We start from the raw sequence: 13,792 nt of genomic DNA, 5'->3' as shown, positions 1-13,792 counted from the left end.
CCCCGCCCCGCGCGGGCCCGCCGGGAGGTACGCTGCCTGCGCCGCGACATGAGGGAGATGGCGTGCCGTTCAGCCATGACATGGTGTATTCGCTGGCGACGGTGGTGGACCTCATCAACACCGGCACCGGCGAACGCGACGGGCTGGCCGAGGTCGGCGACCTGGAGGAGTTCGTCCGCAGGCGGGAGGTCAGCGGAGTCGGGGCGCTGACCCGGCGCGACCTCGCCGAGGTCCGGGACCTGCGCGAGGAGTTCCACGCCGTGTTCACCGCGCCGGACCAGCCGACGGCGGTCGGCCTGCTCAACACGCTGCTGCGGCGCACCAGCATCACGCCGAGCCTCACCGAGCACGACGGTCATTCCCTCCACGTCCACTACTTCGCGCCGGACGCGTCGGTCGCCGAGCACCTGGCCGCCGACTGCGGCGTCGCGCTCGCCCACGTGCTCGTGGAGAACGAGCGGGACCGCCTGCGCACGTGCGCCGCCCCCGACTGCGCGCACGTCTTCGTGGACGAGTCGCGGAACCGCTCCCGGGTCTACTGCGACAGCCGCACCTGCGGGAACCGCATGCACGTCGCGGCGTACCGCGCCCGTCGCCGCGACGCCTCCTGAGTCAGGACGCCTCGCCGGGGACGGCGTTGGGCACCGCGCCGCCGTACCTGCGGTCGCGCTTGGCGTAGATCTCGCACGCCTGCCACAGGTCCCGGCGGTCGAAGTCGGGCCACAGCTGGTTGAGGAAGACCATCTCGGCGTACGCGGACTGCCAGAGCAGGAAGTTGGAGGTGCGCTGCTCGCCGGACGAGCGCAGGAACAGGTCCACGTCGGGGATCTCCGGCTCGTCCAGGTAGCGGGCGAAGGTCTTCTCCGAGACCTTGTCGGCCTTGACCCGGCCGGCGGCGATGTCGCGGGCGAGCTTCACCGCCGCGTCCACGATCTCCGCGCGGCCGCCGTAGTTCACGCAGAACTGCAGGGTCAGCGTGCTGTTGCCGACCGTCATCCGCTCGGCGTCCTCGAGCTCCTTGATCACGCTCTTCCACAGCCGCCCGGGACGCCCGGCCCAGCGGACCCGCACGCCCATCGCGTGCAGCTGGTCGCGCCGCCTGCGGATCACGTCGCGGTTGAACCCCATGAGGAAGCGCACCTCGTCGGGCGAGCGCTTCCAGTTCTCGGTGGAGAAGGCGTACGCCGACAGGTAGGGGACGCCGAGCTCGATGGCGCCCTCGATGACGTCGAACAGCGACGCCTCGCCCATCTTGTGTCCCTCGGTCCTGGGCAGCCCGCGCGCCTTGGCCCAGCGGCCGTTGCCGTCCATGACGATCGCCACATGTCGCGGCAGCAGGGCGCGCGGGATGGCGGGCGCGGTGGCCCCGGACGGGTGCGGAGTAGGAGGACGGACCATGTTCCGAGGGTATTGCGTCCGGACCCGTCCTCAGACGCGGAAGACGTGTGGATCCGGTGCAGGTTCCGCCTGGCCCGGCCACTCGCGTTCGACGTGCCGCAGCGAGCGGATGCCGTGCTCCAGGTGCCACTGCAGGTACGCGGCGACCAGGCCGCTGCACTCGGTGCGGTGCCGGGGCTCGGAGGCGTCGGCGGTGGCCCAGTCGCCGCGCAGCAGGGCGATCATCAGCGCGATCGTCTCCGCGGCGGGCACCGCGGCGCCGGCCGGGCGGCAGGCGCCGCACACCACGCCGCCGGCGACGATCGCGAAGGCGCGCACGGCCTCCGCGCCGCACCGCGCGCACTCCGACAGCGCGGGGGCGTAACCCGCCACGGCCAGCGAGCGCAGGAAGAACGCGTCGAGCACCAGCCGGGCCTCGTGGCCGCCCTCGGCGAGCGTGCGCAGACCGCCGACCAGCAGCAGGAACTGGCGCAGCGCCGGCTCCTTCTCCCCCACCGTCAGCCGGTCGGCCGTCTCCAGCATCGCGGTCCCCGCGGTGTACCGGGTGTAGTCGGCCACGATCGCCTCGCCGTACGGGTGCAGGGTCTCCACCTGGGTGATCACGTCGAGCGACCTGCCGCTGTGGAGTTGCAGGTCGACGTGGGAGAACGGCTCCAGCCGCGCGCCGAAGCGCGACATGGTCCTGCGCACGCCCTTGGCCACGCCGCGGACCTTGCCGGTGCGCCGGGTGAGGATGGTGATGATGCGGTCGGCCTCACCCAGCTTCTGGGTGCGCAGCACGACGCCCTCGTCCCGGTAGAGACTCACCCCGCCATCGTATGGGCGCGCGCGGGCGTCCGCCCCGCTGCACGGACATCCGGCCCTCCGGGGCGCACGAATGGTGAAAATTCGGTAATGATCCGGCGACGATGCTCGGGGACGAACCCTCCACAACCTGTACATCCGTGGGCCGTACGGTAAACCTGGGATGCATCGGCTCAACCGAAAGGTCACTAAGCTTTGGCTTCCGGCGGACTTCCCCGCGCCGGTCAAGCCTGAGGGCCTGATCTCCCCCCGATGCGTGAAAGGTTGCCATGACCCGCGTGGTCCTGCTGGGCGCCCCGCCCGGCCCGATCAGTCCCCCGCCGCCCGGCGGTCAGCCCGCCCTGCCCGCGGACATCACGCTCAAATCGCTGCCCGGGGCCCCCTCCGCGTACGACAGGCTGCTCGCACAGACCGCCGTCATGGACCCCGAGCCGACGACGATCGCCCGGCCGGGGGACGCCGCCGCCTACCGCAGGCCGTACGGCCGGGTGGTGGAGAGCCCGGATGTCGCCGGTGACCTGCGCGCGCTGGCGGACGCGGTCGAGGGCGCCGAGGAGAACCTGCTGATCCTGCCGGCCGGCTCGCTGGTGCACGACGAGCTGCTCTACCAGCTCACCAAGGCCAAGCGCGGCGCCATCGCGCTGGTCCTCCGCGAGCAGCGCGACGAGCAGGACGGCGACGAGCAGCCCGAACTCGTGCCCATCGAGGAGGCGGAGCCCGAGATCGGCCAGGGCGTCCTCGAGGGGCTGCCCCAGCGCACCCGCATCGGCCGCAGCCGGATCATCTCGGTCGGCACCGCCTACCACGCGGTGACCCGGCCGAACGCGGCGCTGCTCGGGCCACTGCACCTCCACCAGCGGCACCTGCAGACCCTCGCCGAGGTCGCCCGCGAGCTCGCGGACATGGCTCACCTGTTCGGCCCCGAGGACGACGTGACCGAGCTCCTCGTGCTCGGCCTCGTCCGGCGCGGCGTGTCGGTGGGCCGGCGCGGCCGGCGCGACCTGTTCTTCCGCCGCATCCGCAGCCAGGCCGAGGCCGACGAGGCGCTGACGGAGATGGCGGGCTTCGACGAGGACCGGGCCCGGCTGGACAACGCCGTGAAGGGCGCCGACGGCTTCTTCACCACGTTCTTCGTCAGCACCTACTCCCGTTTCATCGCCCGCTGGGCGGCCCGCAGGGGACTCACGCCCAACCAGGTGACGCTGATCTCGATCGCTCTCGGCCTGCTGTCGGCCGGCGCGTTCGCCACCGGCACCCGCTGGGGGGCGGTGGCCGGGGCGGTGCTCATCTACTTCGCGTTCGTCTTCGACTGCGTGGACGGCCAGGTCGCCCGCTACGCGCGCAAGTTCGGCGTGCTCGGCGCCTGGCTGGACGCCACCTTCGACCGGTTCAAGGAGTACGCCGTCTTCGTCGGCCTCGCGGTCGGCGCGACGGTGTCCGGGCAGTTCGGCGACGGCGAGGGCATCTGGACGCTGGCGCTGGTCGCGCTGGCCCTCCAGTCGGTCAAGCACCTGCTGGACTTCTCGTTCGGCGCGGCCAACCGGCGCAAGGCGCCCGTGCCGCTGCCCACGCTGGACCTGACGATCGCCGACGACCGTCCGCTGCGCGAGGCGCTGGAGCAGCGCAGGGCGAGCCGGAACACCGGCGTGCGCGGGCTGTTGAAGCTCTGGACCAACGCCGGCAGGTTCCGCCCGGTCCACTGGGCCCGCAAGATGATCGTGTTCCCCATCGGCGAGCGCTTCGCCGCGATCGCGATCACCGCCGCGTTCTTCGACCCCCGGGTGACGTTCCTCACGCTGATCGTCTGGGGCGGCGTCGCGGCCACCTACACCCTCACCGGACGTCTCCTGAGGTCGCTCGCATGATCACTCAGCCGCAGGCCACCACGCCGCTCTCTGACCCGGACGAGGAGCGCCGCCGCGTCCAGACCGCGCGCCTGCTCGCCTACCGCGACGACGGCCCGCTCGCCACCGCGCTGAAGGGCGCCCTGGGCCGGTTGCTGCCGCCCGTGCCCGCGACCGTGGTGGCGCTGCTCGCGATCGTGGCGCTGGCCGTCGCCGGCGCCCTCACCGACGGCCCGATCCTGCTCGCGCCCGTCGCCGTGCTGCTCGTGCTGGTCCTGCCCACCGCGGGACGCGACCACCTGGGCCGCTTCGACTGGCTCACTCCCCCGCTGCTGCGGGCGGCCGAGTTCGCGACGATCATCCTGCTCGGGCTGGCCGAGGGCACGCCCAAGTGGCTGCTGTTCGTGCTCCTCTACGTGGTCGGCTACCACACGTACGACACCGTCTACCGCACCCGGCAGGGCATCTGGCCCCCCGCCTGGCTGTACCAGGCCGGACTGGGCTGGGAGGTCCGCCTGCTGATCCTGGGCGTGGCCGCCGCCGCCGGCTGGCTGACCCCCGTGGCGGCCGTCCTCACGGCGTACCTGCTCGTGCTGTTCGCGGTCGAGAGCGTCACGAGCTGGGTCCGGCTGGACAAGGCCTCCGCGCAGGCCCAGGCCGACCAGGACCTGGAGCAGTCGCCCGAGGAGGCCGCCGAGCAGGTCACCGGCGAGGCCGAGCAGGGCTGACCACCGCGTCCCCTCCCCAGACGGGGGCGTCCCCTCGCGATTGGCGGGCCGCGCCGGCATGCGGTGCCGGTGCGGCCCGACCGCTTTCCGGGGCGGATCGATCGGTCAGGAGGCCGGCGAGGCGTCGAACAGCGCCCACACCACCTTGCCGCCGCCACGGGTGAGGACCCACCCCCACGCCGCCGTCAGCGCCTCGACCAGGTGCAGCCCGCGGCCCGACTCCGACAGGTCGTTCCAGGGCGAGACCGCGGGCACTCGGGCGCTGGCGTCGCTCACTCCGCAGCCGATATGAAACCGGTGCTTCACCAGCCTCAGCCGGATCGGCGGGGCGTCGGCGGGATCGCCGGGAGCGTGCCGCAGCGCGTTGGTCACCAACTCCGACACCACAATCTGCGCGTCCGGCACGAGATCGGGCACTCCCCACCCGCACAGCGTCCTGGCGGTGAAGTCCCGCGCGGCGGCGGCGGACGTGGTGCGCCCGTGGAAGGTGCACGCCGCCGACGGAGGCAGGGACAAGCCGGCGATGTCGTCTCGCTCGAACGTCGAGGTCAACCACGTAGGCGCCGTCGCGGCTCCCGGGCCCGCCAGGTCTGCAGTCATCGCCGATCCCTCAGGTCTCACTCACTACATGATGTGAATTTCCCTGCCGTCGTGTATCTTGCCCTGTGCCTTGCGGATGCAAGCACGCATGCACGTGCAAATGTCGTAGGCCCCCGACTTTCTGTCGAAGTTCCCAGAAAAGACGACCTCACCCCGCTCCGGTAGGATGATCAATCCGATTGCTTTACCAGGAATTCTTCCGGAGCGTATGGAGCCCACGTGAACGGACAGGCGGGCAGCATCGCCCCCGCACCGGCCGGGATCGCCCGCGGCGGCCCGACGGCCCTGCGGCTGCTGCTGGGGGCCCAGCTCAGGCGGCTGCGCCGGGAGAGCGGCATCACCCCCGAGAAGGCGGCCCGCGCCATCCGCGCGTCGCACGCCAAGATCAGCAGGCTCGAGCTCGGCCGGGTCGGCTTCAAGGAGCGGGACGTCGCCGACCTGCTCACCCTGTACGGCATGACCGACCCCGACGACCGGGCCGTGCTGCTCGACCTGGCGCGACAGGCGAACATCCCCGGCTGGTGGCACAAGTACAGCGACGTGCTGCCGGGCTGGTTCGAGTTCTACGTCGGACTGGAGGAGGCGGCGTCCGTCATCCGCTGCTACGAGCTGCAGTACGTCCCCGGGCTGCTGCAGACGCCCGAGTACGCGCGGGCCCTCGTCCTGCGCGGCACCATGGGGCGGTCGGCCGACGACGTCGACCGGCACGTCGACCTGCGGATGCGCCGGCAGGAGCGGCTGACGGGCCCCGATGCGGCGACCCTGTGGGCCGTGATGGACGAGGGCGCGCTGCGCCGTCCGATCGGCGGCCGGAAGGTCATGCGGGCCCAGCTGGAGCACCTCATCGAGGTGACGAGGCAGCCGAACATCACGCTGCAGATCGTGCCGTTCGACCACGGCGGGCACGCCGCGTGCGGGGGGCCTTTCACGATCCTGCGCTTCGACGCGCCCGAACTGCCCGACGTCGTCTACCTGGAACAGCTCACCAGCGCCCTCTACCTGGACAAGGCCGAGGACACAGAGGCGTACACGCAGGTGCTGAACGCGGTGTGCGTGGACGCCAGGCCGGCCACGCACACCGGCGCGTTCCTGGAGGGGCTGCTCGCCGACCTCGGGTGACCTACCCGCCGGAGAAGAACGCCTGGCAGGTCTCGGCGAAGGCGACCGCCCGCGCGGTGGGCCGCACGCCGCGCACCGAGGCGAGCACGACGTCGAGCGTGGGCACGTCGTCGCTGATCGGGACGCACGCGACCCGGCCGCCGTCGTAGGTCTGGTCGCTTTCTGCCCGCTGGTTGAGTATCGAGTAGCCGTGCCCGCCCGCCACCAGCGAGCGCGCCGTCTCGTAACTCGACGTGCGGAACCGCACGCGCGGCTCGGTGGGATAGATGGTCCGGAAGTAGTCGCGGCTGCGCGGCAGGTCCAGCAGGATCATCGGCTCGGCCGCCAGCTCCGCCAGCGACACCGCCTCCGCCCGGGCCAGCGGGTGCTCCGGCGGCAGCAGCGCGTACGGCCTGGCCCGGGTGAGCGTCCGGATGTCGAGGTCGAGGGCGAGGTCGATGGCGTAGACGAGAGCGACCTCGCACCGCCCGTCGAGCAGGGCCGACTCCATGGTGGAGATCTCGCCCTCCGCGACGCTGACCCGCACTCCCGGATACCGCCCGGCGAATTCGCGCAGCAACCGGGACAGGTAGAACGGCGCGAGCGTGGTCAGGCAGCCGACGGCGAGCTCACCGGTCAGCGACCCCGCCAGGCCGCGGGCCGACTGGGCGAGCGCCGCGGCGTGGGACAGGAACTCCCGGGCCTCGACGAGGAAGCGCTCGCCGGCGCGGGTCAGTGACAGGCCGCGGGCATGGTGGCGGATCAGGAGCTGGACCCCCAGCTCCCGCTCCACCTGGGCGATGGCGGCCGAGATCGCCGACTGCGCCACCATGAGTTCTCTGCTGGCCGCGGTCATGCTGCCGAGCTCGGCCGCGGTTACGAAGTAACGCAGCTGGACGAGGGTGAAGTTGACGTCCGCCACGCCCCCCATTGTGACCGTCTCAGTGCCCGGCGGCGCCCGCAAACCGGTATGAAGTTCGAATGCCTTTTCCTGGCCCTGATCAGGCGTTTTCTCGTTGAAAACGACTGGTGCCCAAAGCGACGCCCACGATGGCGAACACCAGGGACACGACGACCCCCCACAACAGGGCGGACGACGCGTAGGAACCGGCGAACAGCGCGCGCAGCCCCTCGACCGCGTACCGGAACGGCGTGAGCCGCGACACCACGTCCAGCCAGGCCGGGGCGAGCGACATCGGCAGCAGCGCGCCCGACAGCAGCATCAGCGGGATGACCACGGTGGACATCACGGGCGCGAACAGCTCCTGCCGCATGGTGAGCGCCGCCGCGTACGACAGCGACGCCATGCCGACGGACAGCACGGTGATCAGCAGCAGGGCGGCGAGCACCCCCGCCAGCGGCGCCCGCAGCCCCAGCGCCCAGGCCGCCACGACGATCAGCACGGCCTGGATCAGCAGCACCACGCTGTCCCTGAGCACCCGGCCGAGCAGGAGCGTCACCCGGCTCACCGGGGTGACCCGCAGCCGTTCGAGCACGCCGAACCGTTGGTCGAAGACGATGGTGAAGCCGGCCATGCCCGCGCTCGTCAGCCCCAGCTGCACCAGCAGGCCGGGCACGAGGACGGCCCACGAGCCAACGCCGCTGCGGTCGAACAGCGGGCCGAACAACACGAGGTAGAGGAACGGCTGGATGGCCCCGAAGACCAGGCTGAACCTGTTGCCGAAGGATGCGCGCAGGTAGTGCCCGGTCAGGGCGGCGAGGGCGGTCACGCGGCGGCCCCCTCGCGCGGCTCGCGGCCGGTGACGGCGAGGAAGACGTCGTCGAGGGTCCGCGCGCCGTGCTCGGACTTCAGCTCGTCCGGCGTGCCCCCGGCGACGATCCGGCCGTGGTCGATGATCAGAACGCGGTCGCAGAGCGCGTCGGCCTCCTCCAGATAGTGGGTCGTGAGGAAGACCGTCAGGCCGTCCCGCTCGCGCAGCCGCCGCACGTGGTCCCACAGGTTGGCGCGGCTCTGCGGGTCGAGCCCCGTCGTGGGCTCGTCGAGGAAGAGCAGCTCGGGCCGGTGGAGCAGGCCCATCGCGATGTCCAGCCGGCGCTTCTGGCCGCCCGACATCGTGACCGTCGTACGCTCCTCGACCCCGGGCAGGTCGAGCCCGGCGAGCAGGGCGGTCACCCGCTCGCGGGCCTCCTCCCTGGTCAGGCCGTACAGGCGGGCCTGGAGCACGAGCTCCTCCCCCACCGGCGAGAACGGGGCGAACGCGCCGCCCTGGGCGACGTAGCCGATGCGGCGGCGCACGCCCGCGGGGTCGGCGAACAGGTCGGCGCCCGCGACCGTGGCGGTGCCGGACGTCGGGCGCAGCAGCGTGGTCAGCATCCGCAGCGTGGTGGTCTTGCCCGCGCCGTTCGGTCCGAGGAAACCGACGATCTCCCCCGCGGAGACGTCGAGATCGATCCCCCGGACGGCCTCGACCGGCCCGAACGTCTTGGTGAGCCCTCTGGCATGAATCATGCCGGGTAGAGTAGCACCAAATTTGGTGTCGCTTAAAGTTTGCATCCGCCCTTACAATCGAGGCATGGAAGAGGGCCTGCGGGAGCGGAAGAAGCGGGAGACCCGGCAGCGCATCGCGGACATCGCGATGGGGCTGTTCCTGCAACGGGGCTTCGACAACGTCACGGTGGCCGAGGTGGCCAGGGCCGCCGACGTGTCGGTCAACACCGTCTTCAACTACTTCCGCACGAAGGAGGACCTGTTCCTCGACCGTGGCGAGGAGACCGAGGACCTGCTGGCCCGCGCCGTGCGCGAGCGCCGCGCGGGCGAGACGGCGGTCGAAGCGGTGCGGCGCGACTTCTTCGAGGCCCTCGACGCGGGCGACTGGCGTTACGGGATGAGCGAGGGCCTGGACCTGTTCACGCAGCGGGTGCGGGAGAGCGTGTCCCTGCAGTCACGCGTGCGCATGCTGGACGTCAACCGGGAGGAGCGGCTCGCCCGGACGCTCGCGGAGGACGCCGACGCCGAGCCCGACGACCTGACCCCCTGGCTGGTGGCGGCGCAGATCTGCGCCGTCGTCCACGCGCTGACCCGTCACTTCGCGATGCGGCAGATGGCCGGGGAGGACCCGGCGCTGATCAGGGCCGACATCAGGAACCACGCCGAGCGCGCCTTCGACCTGCTGGAGCACGGGATCGGCGACTACTGCACCCGGTGAGACGAGTCGCCGTCGGCCTCGCTTCCCGCCTCGCCGCCCTTCCGTCGCCCATCCGCGCGGACAGGCCGGATCGGATCAGTGACGTGATGGTCTCGCCCGGCTGGTCACGCCTGGTGGCCGACCGCGCCCGGGCCACGCGCGGCAGGGCTTGATTCGTCAGGCACGACCTGGGTCGTGTCCCGCCAGGCGGCGGGCGCTCCACACCAGCGCCTCGGTGACACGGGCCTGCGACAGGCCCAGGGTGTGCCGCTGGAACTGGTAGACCTCGGGCGCGAGCGGCGCCAGCACGGCGTCCGTCATCGCGTCGGGGTCCGGCACCCCCGCCTCGGTCAGCAGCATCCGCACATGTAGGCGCCAGAAGCGGTAGGCGCCGGTGCCGAACCGCGCGCTCCCGGTCTCGGCTCCGAGGACGAGGTGCAGGTGACGCTCCAGCAGATCGGTCATGGCGACGTGGAAGGCGGCGAGCCGGTCGGCCGGTGAGGCCCCCGGGCCGAGCGGCGGCGGACCGCTCAGGATGTGCTCCTGCACCTGCCGTTCGTGCTCGTCGAGCAGGGCCGTCGCGATCGACGCGGGGTCCGGATAGCGCCGGTAGAGCGTGGCCCGGCCCACGCCCGCCGCCTTGGCGATCTCGTCCATCGTGACGTGCCGGGCGTCTGTCTCCGCGAAAAGCTTCTCCGCCGCCTTCAGCACGCGCATGCGGTTGCGCGCGGCGTCCGCCCGTTCCCGCACCGGAGCGGGCCGGCCCGGTTCGAGGTCCAGCACGGGCAGTTCCCGGTCGGCGCCGACCGGGACTGCCCCCTCCGACGGGGCGCGGCCGTTCGCCCGGTTCCCGCCGGAATCCGGCAACCCGTTGGCCATGAGGACATGCTAGCCCCTCGCGCCAGCCATATGGACACCATGTCCGGTTCTCGCCTAGTCTCATCCGGACAGCACGTCCACTTATTCCTGGGGGACTGCCATGCATGCCCTGTTCCTCGCCTCGGCGCTGCTGGCCGGCTGCCTGCTGGCCGTGCAGGCCTCGGTGAATCTCCAGCTCAACAAGGCCGTCGGCACGCCGTACGGCGCCTCGACCCTGCAGTTGAGCGTGGCGACCGCCCTGCTGGTGCTCCTCGCGGTCGCGGCCGGCGCCATCGGGGCGATCCGCCTCGTGCCCGATGTGCCGGTCTGGCACCTGCTCGGCGGGCTCGCAAGCCCGCTCTACATCACCAGCGGGATCCTGCTCTTCCCCCGCCTCGGCGCTCTGGCGGCGGCCGGGCTGTTCGTGACCGGCCAGATGTTCGCGTCGCTGGGGCTGGACCTGTTCGGCCTGCTCGGCGTCGCCCGCAAGCCGCCGAGCCTCGGCATCGCACTCGGCGCGCTCGCGGTCCTGGCCGGCATCACCGTGATCATCCGTGGGCAGCGCCCGGCGCCGTCCGCCTCGGGACCGGCGCCCGGGGCCCCGGGCGGCCCCGCCGGCGGGGCGGGGACCACGACCCTCACCGCCCCGGCCATCCCGGGCGTGCGCCGGGCGGGCGGCCTCGGCCAGGGCGGCTGGATCCTGCTGGGCATCGTCGCCGGCGCCGTCCTGCCCGTGCAGGGAGCGGTCAACGCCGCACTGCGCAAGGACATCCACGAGCCGGTGACGACCGCGATGATCAGCTTCGTCGCGGCCACGATCACCATCGCCGTGGTGCTGATCGTCCTGCTGGCGACGCACCGCACCCCCCGGCCGCGACTCGCCGGGCTGCGCACGATGCCCTGGTGGGGCTGGCTCGGCGGCGCCTGCGCCGCGGCCTATGTCACCGCGACCTTCACGCTCATCCCCGCGATCGGCGCCGCCACCACCGTCGCCCTGACCGTGACCGGGCAGCAGGCCGCCTCGGCCGTGATCGACAACCACGGCCTCCTGCGGCTGCCCCGCCGCCCGCTCACCGCGCCGCGCCTGGCCGGTCTCGTCCTGCTCATCGCCGGCTCGGTGCTCGTCCAGCTCACCTGAGCGAAGTCACCGCGCGGACGACCTGGCCGACCTGGCCGCCCCGGCAAGATCCGACACCGCGCCGGACGATCTGGTCCGCCCGGCGCCCCGGCACATCCTCGGTTCGCACGAACCGTCGTGGGACAAGAGACGACGCAAGGAGAACGCCGATGACGACGACACCGTCCCCGGAGCCCGGCACCATCATCATCTTCTCCGACATCTGGTGCTCCTTCGCGCACATCGCGGTGCACCGGCTCCACCTGACCCGGGAACGGCTCGGGCTGACCGGCCGGGTCCGGTTCGACCATCACGCCTTCCCTCTGGAACTGCTCAACGAGGCACCCAGCCCCCGGCCGGGTACCGACAGCGAGGTGGCCCGGATGGCCTCGCTCGAGCCCGGCGCGGGGTGGCAGCTGTGGCAGGCGAAGGACTGGCTGTACCCGTCCACCACATTGCCCGCGCTGGAGGCCGTCCAGGCGGCCAAGGAGCAGGGGCTCACCGCCTCGGAGCAGCTCGACCTGGCGCTGCGGAGGGCCTTTTGGGCCGAGTCGCGGTGCATCAGCCACCGCAAGGTCATCCTGGACGCCGCCGCGTCCACCGGGGTGGTGGACGTGGCCGCGCTGGCGGCCGCGCTCGACGACGGCCGGGCACGCGCGACGCTGTCCGGGCAGGCCGCCGTCGCGGCGGCCGACGGGGTGAACTGCAGCCCGCACCTGTTCCTGCCGGACGGCACCGACCACGCCAACCCCGGAATCGAGGTCGGCTGGGCCGGCGGGTACGGCATCGGCTGGCCCGTCGTCTCCTACGACGATCCGAGCGTGTACGAGGACATCCTCAAGCGCGCCGCCGCCTGACCGAAGCGCCCGCCCCAAGGCACAGAACGCCGCCGGACCCGGGCGGCCCGCCGGCTAGAGATGGGCGATGAGCGCGTAGCGTTCATCGCTCACCGGGCGCCCCCACAGGTCGGGATCGTCGCTGAGCGGTTCGATACGCACGTCGGCGACGAGCGGCCGCACCGCGTCGGCCAGGTCGGCGGCGGTGACGCCGAAGCCCCAGGGCAGCGATTCGGCTCCCGTCACATAGGGCTGTCCGGCCTGCCCGGCCTCACCCCAGCGTCCCTCGATCAGCACCAGCCGGCCGTTCGGGCGAAGCCGGGCGACCCAACCGCGCAGCGCGGCATGGGGATCGGGCAGGGTCCAGATCAGGTGCCGGCAGAGCAGCATGTCGAACCGTTCGCCGCCCACGGGCGGGACGGCGGCGTCGCCGACCAGGAAACGCCCGGTGAGCCCGGCGTCCGCGAGCTTGGCCCGGGCCCGCTCCACCATCCGTGGTGACAGGTCGACACCGGTGACGCGATGCCCGGCCGCGGCCAGCAACGCCGACAGCGAGCCGGTGCCGCAGCCGACGTCCAGGATGTCGGCCGGGCGGGAAGGCGCCCACGCGCGCAGCAGGCGCTCCCAGGCGGCATGCGTGTGATCAGCCCGCAGGCCGTGGTCGGGCTCGTCGTCGAACGCGTCGGCGGCGGCGTCCCAGTAACCGGTGATCGCGGAGGTGAGTTCGGTCATGGCGACGATCCTCTCAACCGCCACCGACAATCCGTACCTGTGATCACCTCGCGCATGTCGTCGCTGCCGCGGACGGGGGTGGCACGCCGGGCGCGGGGGCATGCCGGACGCGGCGGCTGTATACAGGTCCACGTGAAGTTGGACGAGCTCGATCGCGCCATCATCCGGGCCCTCGTCGAGGACGCCCGAGCGACGTACGCCGAGATAGGCACTCAAGTGGGGCTGTCGGCTCCGGCCGTGAAGAGGCGGGTCGACCGGCTCGTCGCCAGTGGCGCGATCACCGGGTTCAGCGCCCGGGTGGAGCCGTCGGCCCTCGGCTGGACCACCGAGGCGTACGTCGAGCTGTACTGCCGGGGCAAGACCTCCCCCACGGAGATCGGCATGGCCGTGTCCCGGCACCCGGAGGTCGTCTCGGCCTGCACGGTCACCGGCGAGGCGGACGCGTTGCTGCACATCCGCGCGACCGACGTACGGCACGTCGAGCGGGTGATCGAACGCCTGGCGGCCGAGCCGTTCGTGGTGCGCACCAAGAGCTCGATCGTGCTGTCCCGGCTGATTAACGGATCGCCGCAAAACGGGTGAAGGACGCAACCGATCCACATGTGACCGCAACGCGGGCGCATTGGATTGT

General features: G+C 72.1%; 15 protein-coding genes and 1 pseudogene. 8 read left to right on the top strand and 8 right to left on the bottom strand.

Features of this window, described 5'->3' with window-relative positions:
* The first annotated feature begins 62 nt into the window (after window positions 1-62).
* Window positions 63-611, top strand: a complete 549-nt coding sequence (locus tag HHX41_RS01310; protein WP_310741704.1) for a CGNR zinc finger domain-containing protein — start codon at window positions 63-65, stop codon at window positions 609-611.
* A gap of 1 nt (window position 612) precedes the next feature.
* Here the strand turns inward: HHX41_RS01310 and HHX41_RS01305 are convergent, their stop codons facing one another.
* Window positions 613-1,398, bottom strand: a complete 786-nt coding sequence (locus tag HHX41_RS01305; protein WP_182904482.1) for an isoprenyl transferase — start codon at window positions 1,396-1,398, stop codon at window positions 613-615.
* 30 nt (window positions 1,399-1,428) lie between these two features.
* Complete coding sequence (gene recO / locus HHX41_RS01300) at window positions 1,429-2,205, bottom strand: DNA repair protein RecO (RefSeq protein ID WP_169979071.1); 777 nt, start codon at window positions 2,203-2,205, stop codon at window positions 1,429-1,431.
* Between the two features lie 266 nt (window positions 2,206-2,471).
* Here recO and HHX41_RS01295 point away from each other — a divergent pair, with 266 nt between their 5' ends.
* Both HHX41_RS01295 and HHX41_RS01290 read left to right on the top strand, forming a co-directional pair.
* On the top strand, window positions 2,472-4,067 hold the full coding sequence (locus HHX41_RS01295; RefSeq protein WP_182904481.1) for a CDP-alcohol phosphatidyltransferase family protein: 1,596 nt from the start codon (window positions 2,472-2,474) through the stop codon (window positions 4,065-4,067).
* Entirely contained in the window at window positions 4,064-4,774 is a 711-nt protein-coding gene (locus HHX41_RS01290; protein WP_182904480.1) for a DUF5941 domain-containing protein, read from the top strand. Before HHX41_RS01295 ends, HHX41_RS01290 begins: the two co-directional genes overlap by 4 nt.
* A 105-nt stretch (window positions 4,775-4,879) precedes the next feature.
* On the opposite strand, the gene HHX41_RS01285 is transcribed toward HHX41_RS01290, so the two are convergent.
* The gene (locus HHX41_RS01285) at window positions 4,880-5,374 is read right to left on the bottom strand and encodes an ATP-binding protein (RefSeq protein ID WP_169979077.1); all 495 of its coding nucleotides are present in this window, start codon (window positions 5,372-5,374) and stop codon (window positions 4,880-4,882) included.
* Window positions 5,375-5,593: 219 nt separating this feature from the next.
* Here HHX41_RS01285 and HHX41_RS01280 point away from each other — a divergent pair, with 219 nt between their 5' ends.
* Window positions 5,594-6,493, top strand: coding sequence for a helix-turn-helix transcriptional regulator (locus HHX41_RS01280; RefSeq protein ID WP_310741703.1), 900 nt, complete (start codon window positions 5,594-5,596; stop codon window positions 6,491-6,493).
* 1 nt (window position 6,494) lies between these two features.
* Here the strand turns inward: HHX41_RS01280 and HHX41_RS01275 are convergent, their stop codons facing one another.
* The 3 genes and pseudogenes from HHX41_RS01275 to HHX41_RS01265 form a co-directional block, all read right to left on the bottom strand.
* The gene (locus HHX41_RS01275; RefSeq protein ID WP_169979079.1) at window positions 6,495-7,403 is read right to left on the bottom strand and encodes a LysR substrate-binding domain-containing protein; all 909 of its coding nucleotides are present in this window, start codon (window positions 7,401-7,403) and stop codon (window positions 6,495-6,497) included.
* 70 nt (window positions 7,404-7,473) lie between these two features.
* On the bottom strand, window positions 7,474-8,202 hold the full coding sequence (locus HHX41_RS01270) for an ABC transporter permease (protein ID WP_182904479.1): 729 nt from the start codon (window positions 8,200-8,202) through the stop codon (window positions 7,474-7,476).
* A gap of 71 nt (window positions 8,203-8,273) precedes the next feature.
* Window positions 8,274-8,942: pseudogene (locus tag HHX41_RS01265) on the bottom strand (ABC transporter ATP-binding protein); the annotation flags it as partial.
* A 64-nt stretch (window positions 8,943-9,006) separates the two neighbouring features.
* Between HHX41_RS01265 and HHX41_RS01260 the strand changes: the two are divergent.
* Window positions 9,007-9,639, top strand: a complete 633-nt coding sequence (locus HHX41_RS01260) for a TetR/AcrR family transcriptional regulator (protein WP_182904478.1) — start codon at window positions 9,007-9,009, stop codon at window positions 9,637-9,639.
* Window positions 9,640-9,795: 156 nt separating this feature from the next.
* Here the strand turns inward: HHX41_RS01260 and HHX41_RS01255 are convergent, their stop codons facing one another.
* Window positions 9,796-10,497 carry a TetR/AcrR family transcriptional regulator gene (locus HHX41_RS01255; protein WP_182904477.1) on the bottom strand — a complete coding sequence of 234 codons (702 nt, stop codon included), beginning with the start codon at window positions 10,495-10,497 and terminating at the stop codon, window positions 9,796-9,798.
* Window positions 10,498-10,597: 100 nt separating this feature from the next.
* Here HHX41_RS01255 and HHX41_RS01250 point away from each other — a divergent pair, with 100 nt between their 5' ends.
* Together HHX41_RS01250 and HHX41_RS01245 are read left to right on the top strand one after the other, a co-directional pair.
* The gene (locus HHX41_RS01250; protein WP_182904476.1) at window positions 10,598-11,614 is read left to right on the top strand and encodes a DMT family transporter; all 1,017 of its coding nucleotides are present in this window, start codon (window positions 10,598-10,600) and stop codon (window positions 11,612-11,614) included.
* 149 nt (window positions 11,615-11,763) lie between these two features.
* On the top strand, window positions 11,764-12,450 hold the full coding sequence (locus HHX41_RS01245; RefSeq protein ID WP_182904475.1) for a DsbA family protein: 687 nt from the start codon (window positions 11,764-11,766) through the stop codon (window positions 12,448-12,450).
* Between the two features lie 54 nt (window positions 12,451-12,504).
* On the opposite strand, the gene HHX41_RS01240 is transcribed toward HHX41_RS01245, so the two are convergent.
* Complete coding sequence (locus tag HHX41_RS01240) at window positions 12,505-13,161, bottom strand: class I SAM-dependent methyltransferase (RefSeq protein WP_182904474.1); 657 nt, start codon at window positions 13,159-13,161, stop codon at window positions 12,505-12,507.
* Between the two features lie 132 nt (window positions 13,162-13,293).
* On the opposite strand from HHX41_RS01240, the gene HHX41_RS01235 reads away from it, so the two are divergent.
* Window positions 13,294-13,743, top strand: coding sequence for an Lrp/AsnC family transcriptional regulator (locus HHX41_RS01235; RefSeq protein WP_182904473.1), 450 nt, complete (start codon window positions 13,294-13,296; stop codon window positions 13,741-13,743).
* Window positions 13,744-13,792 lie beyond the last annotated feature (49 nt).

It is taken from the genome of Microbispora sp. H13382, from assembly GCF_014161445.1.
GTDB lineage: Bacteria > Actinomycetota > Actinomycetes > Streptosporangiales > Streptosporangiaceae > Microbispora.
Note: the sequence above shows the minus strand (reverse complement) of the source record. Positions and strands in the feature narration are given on the sequence as shown.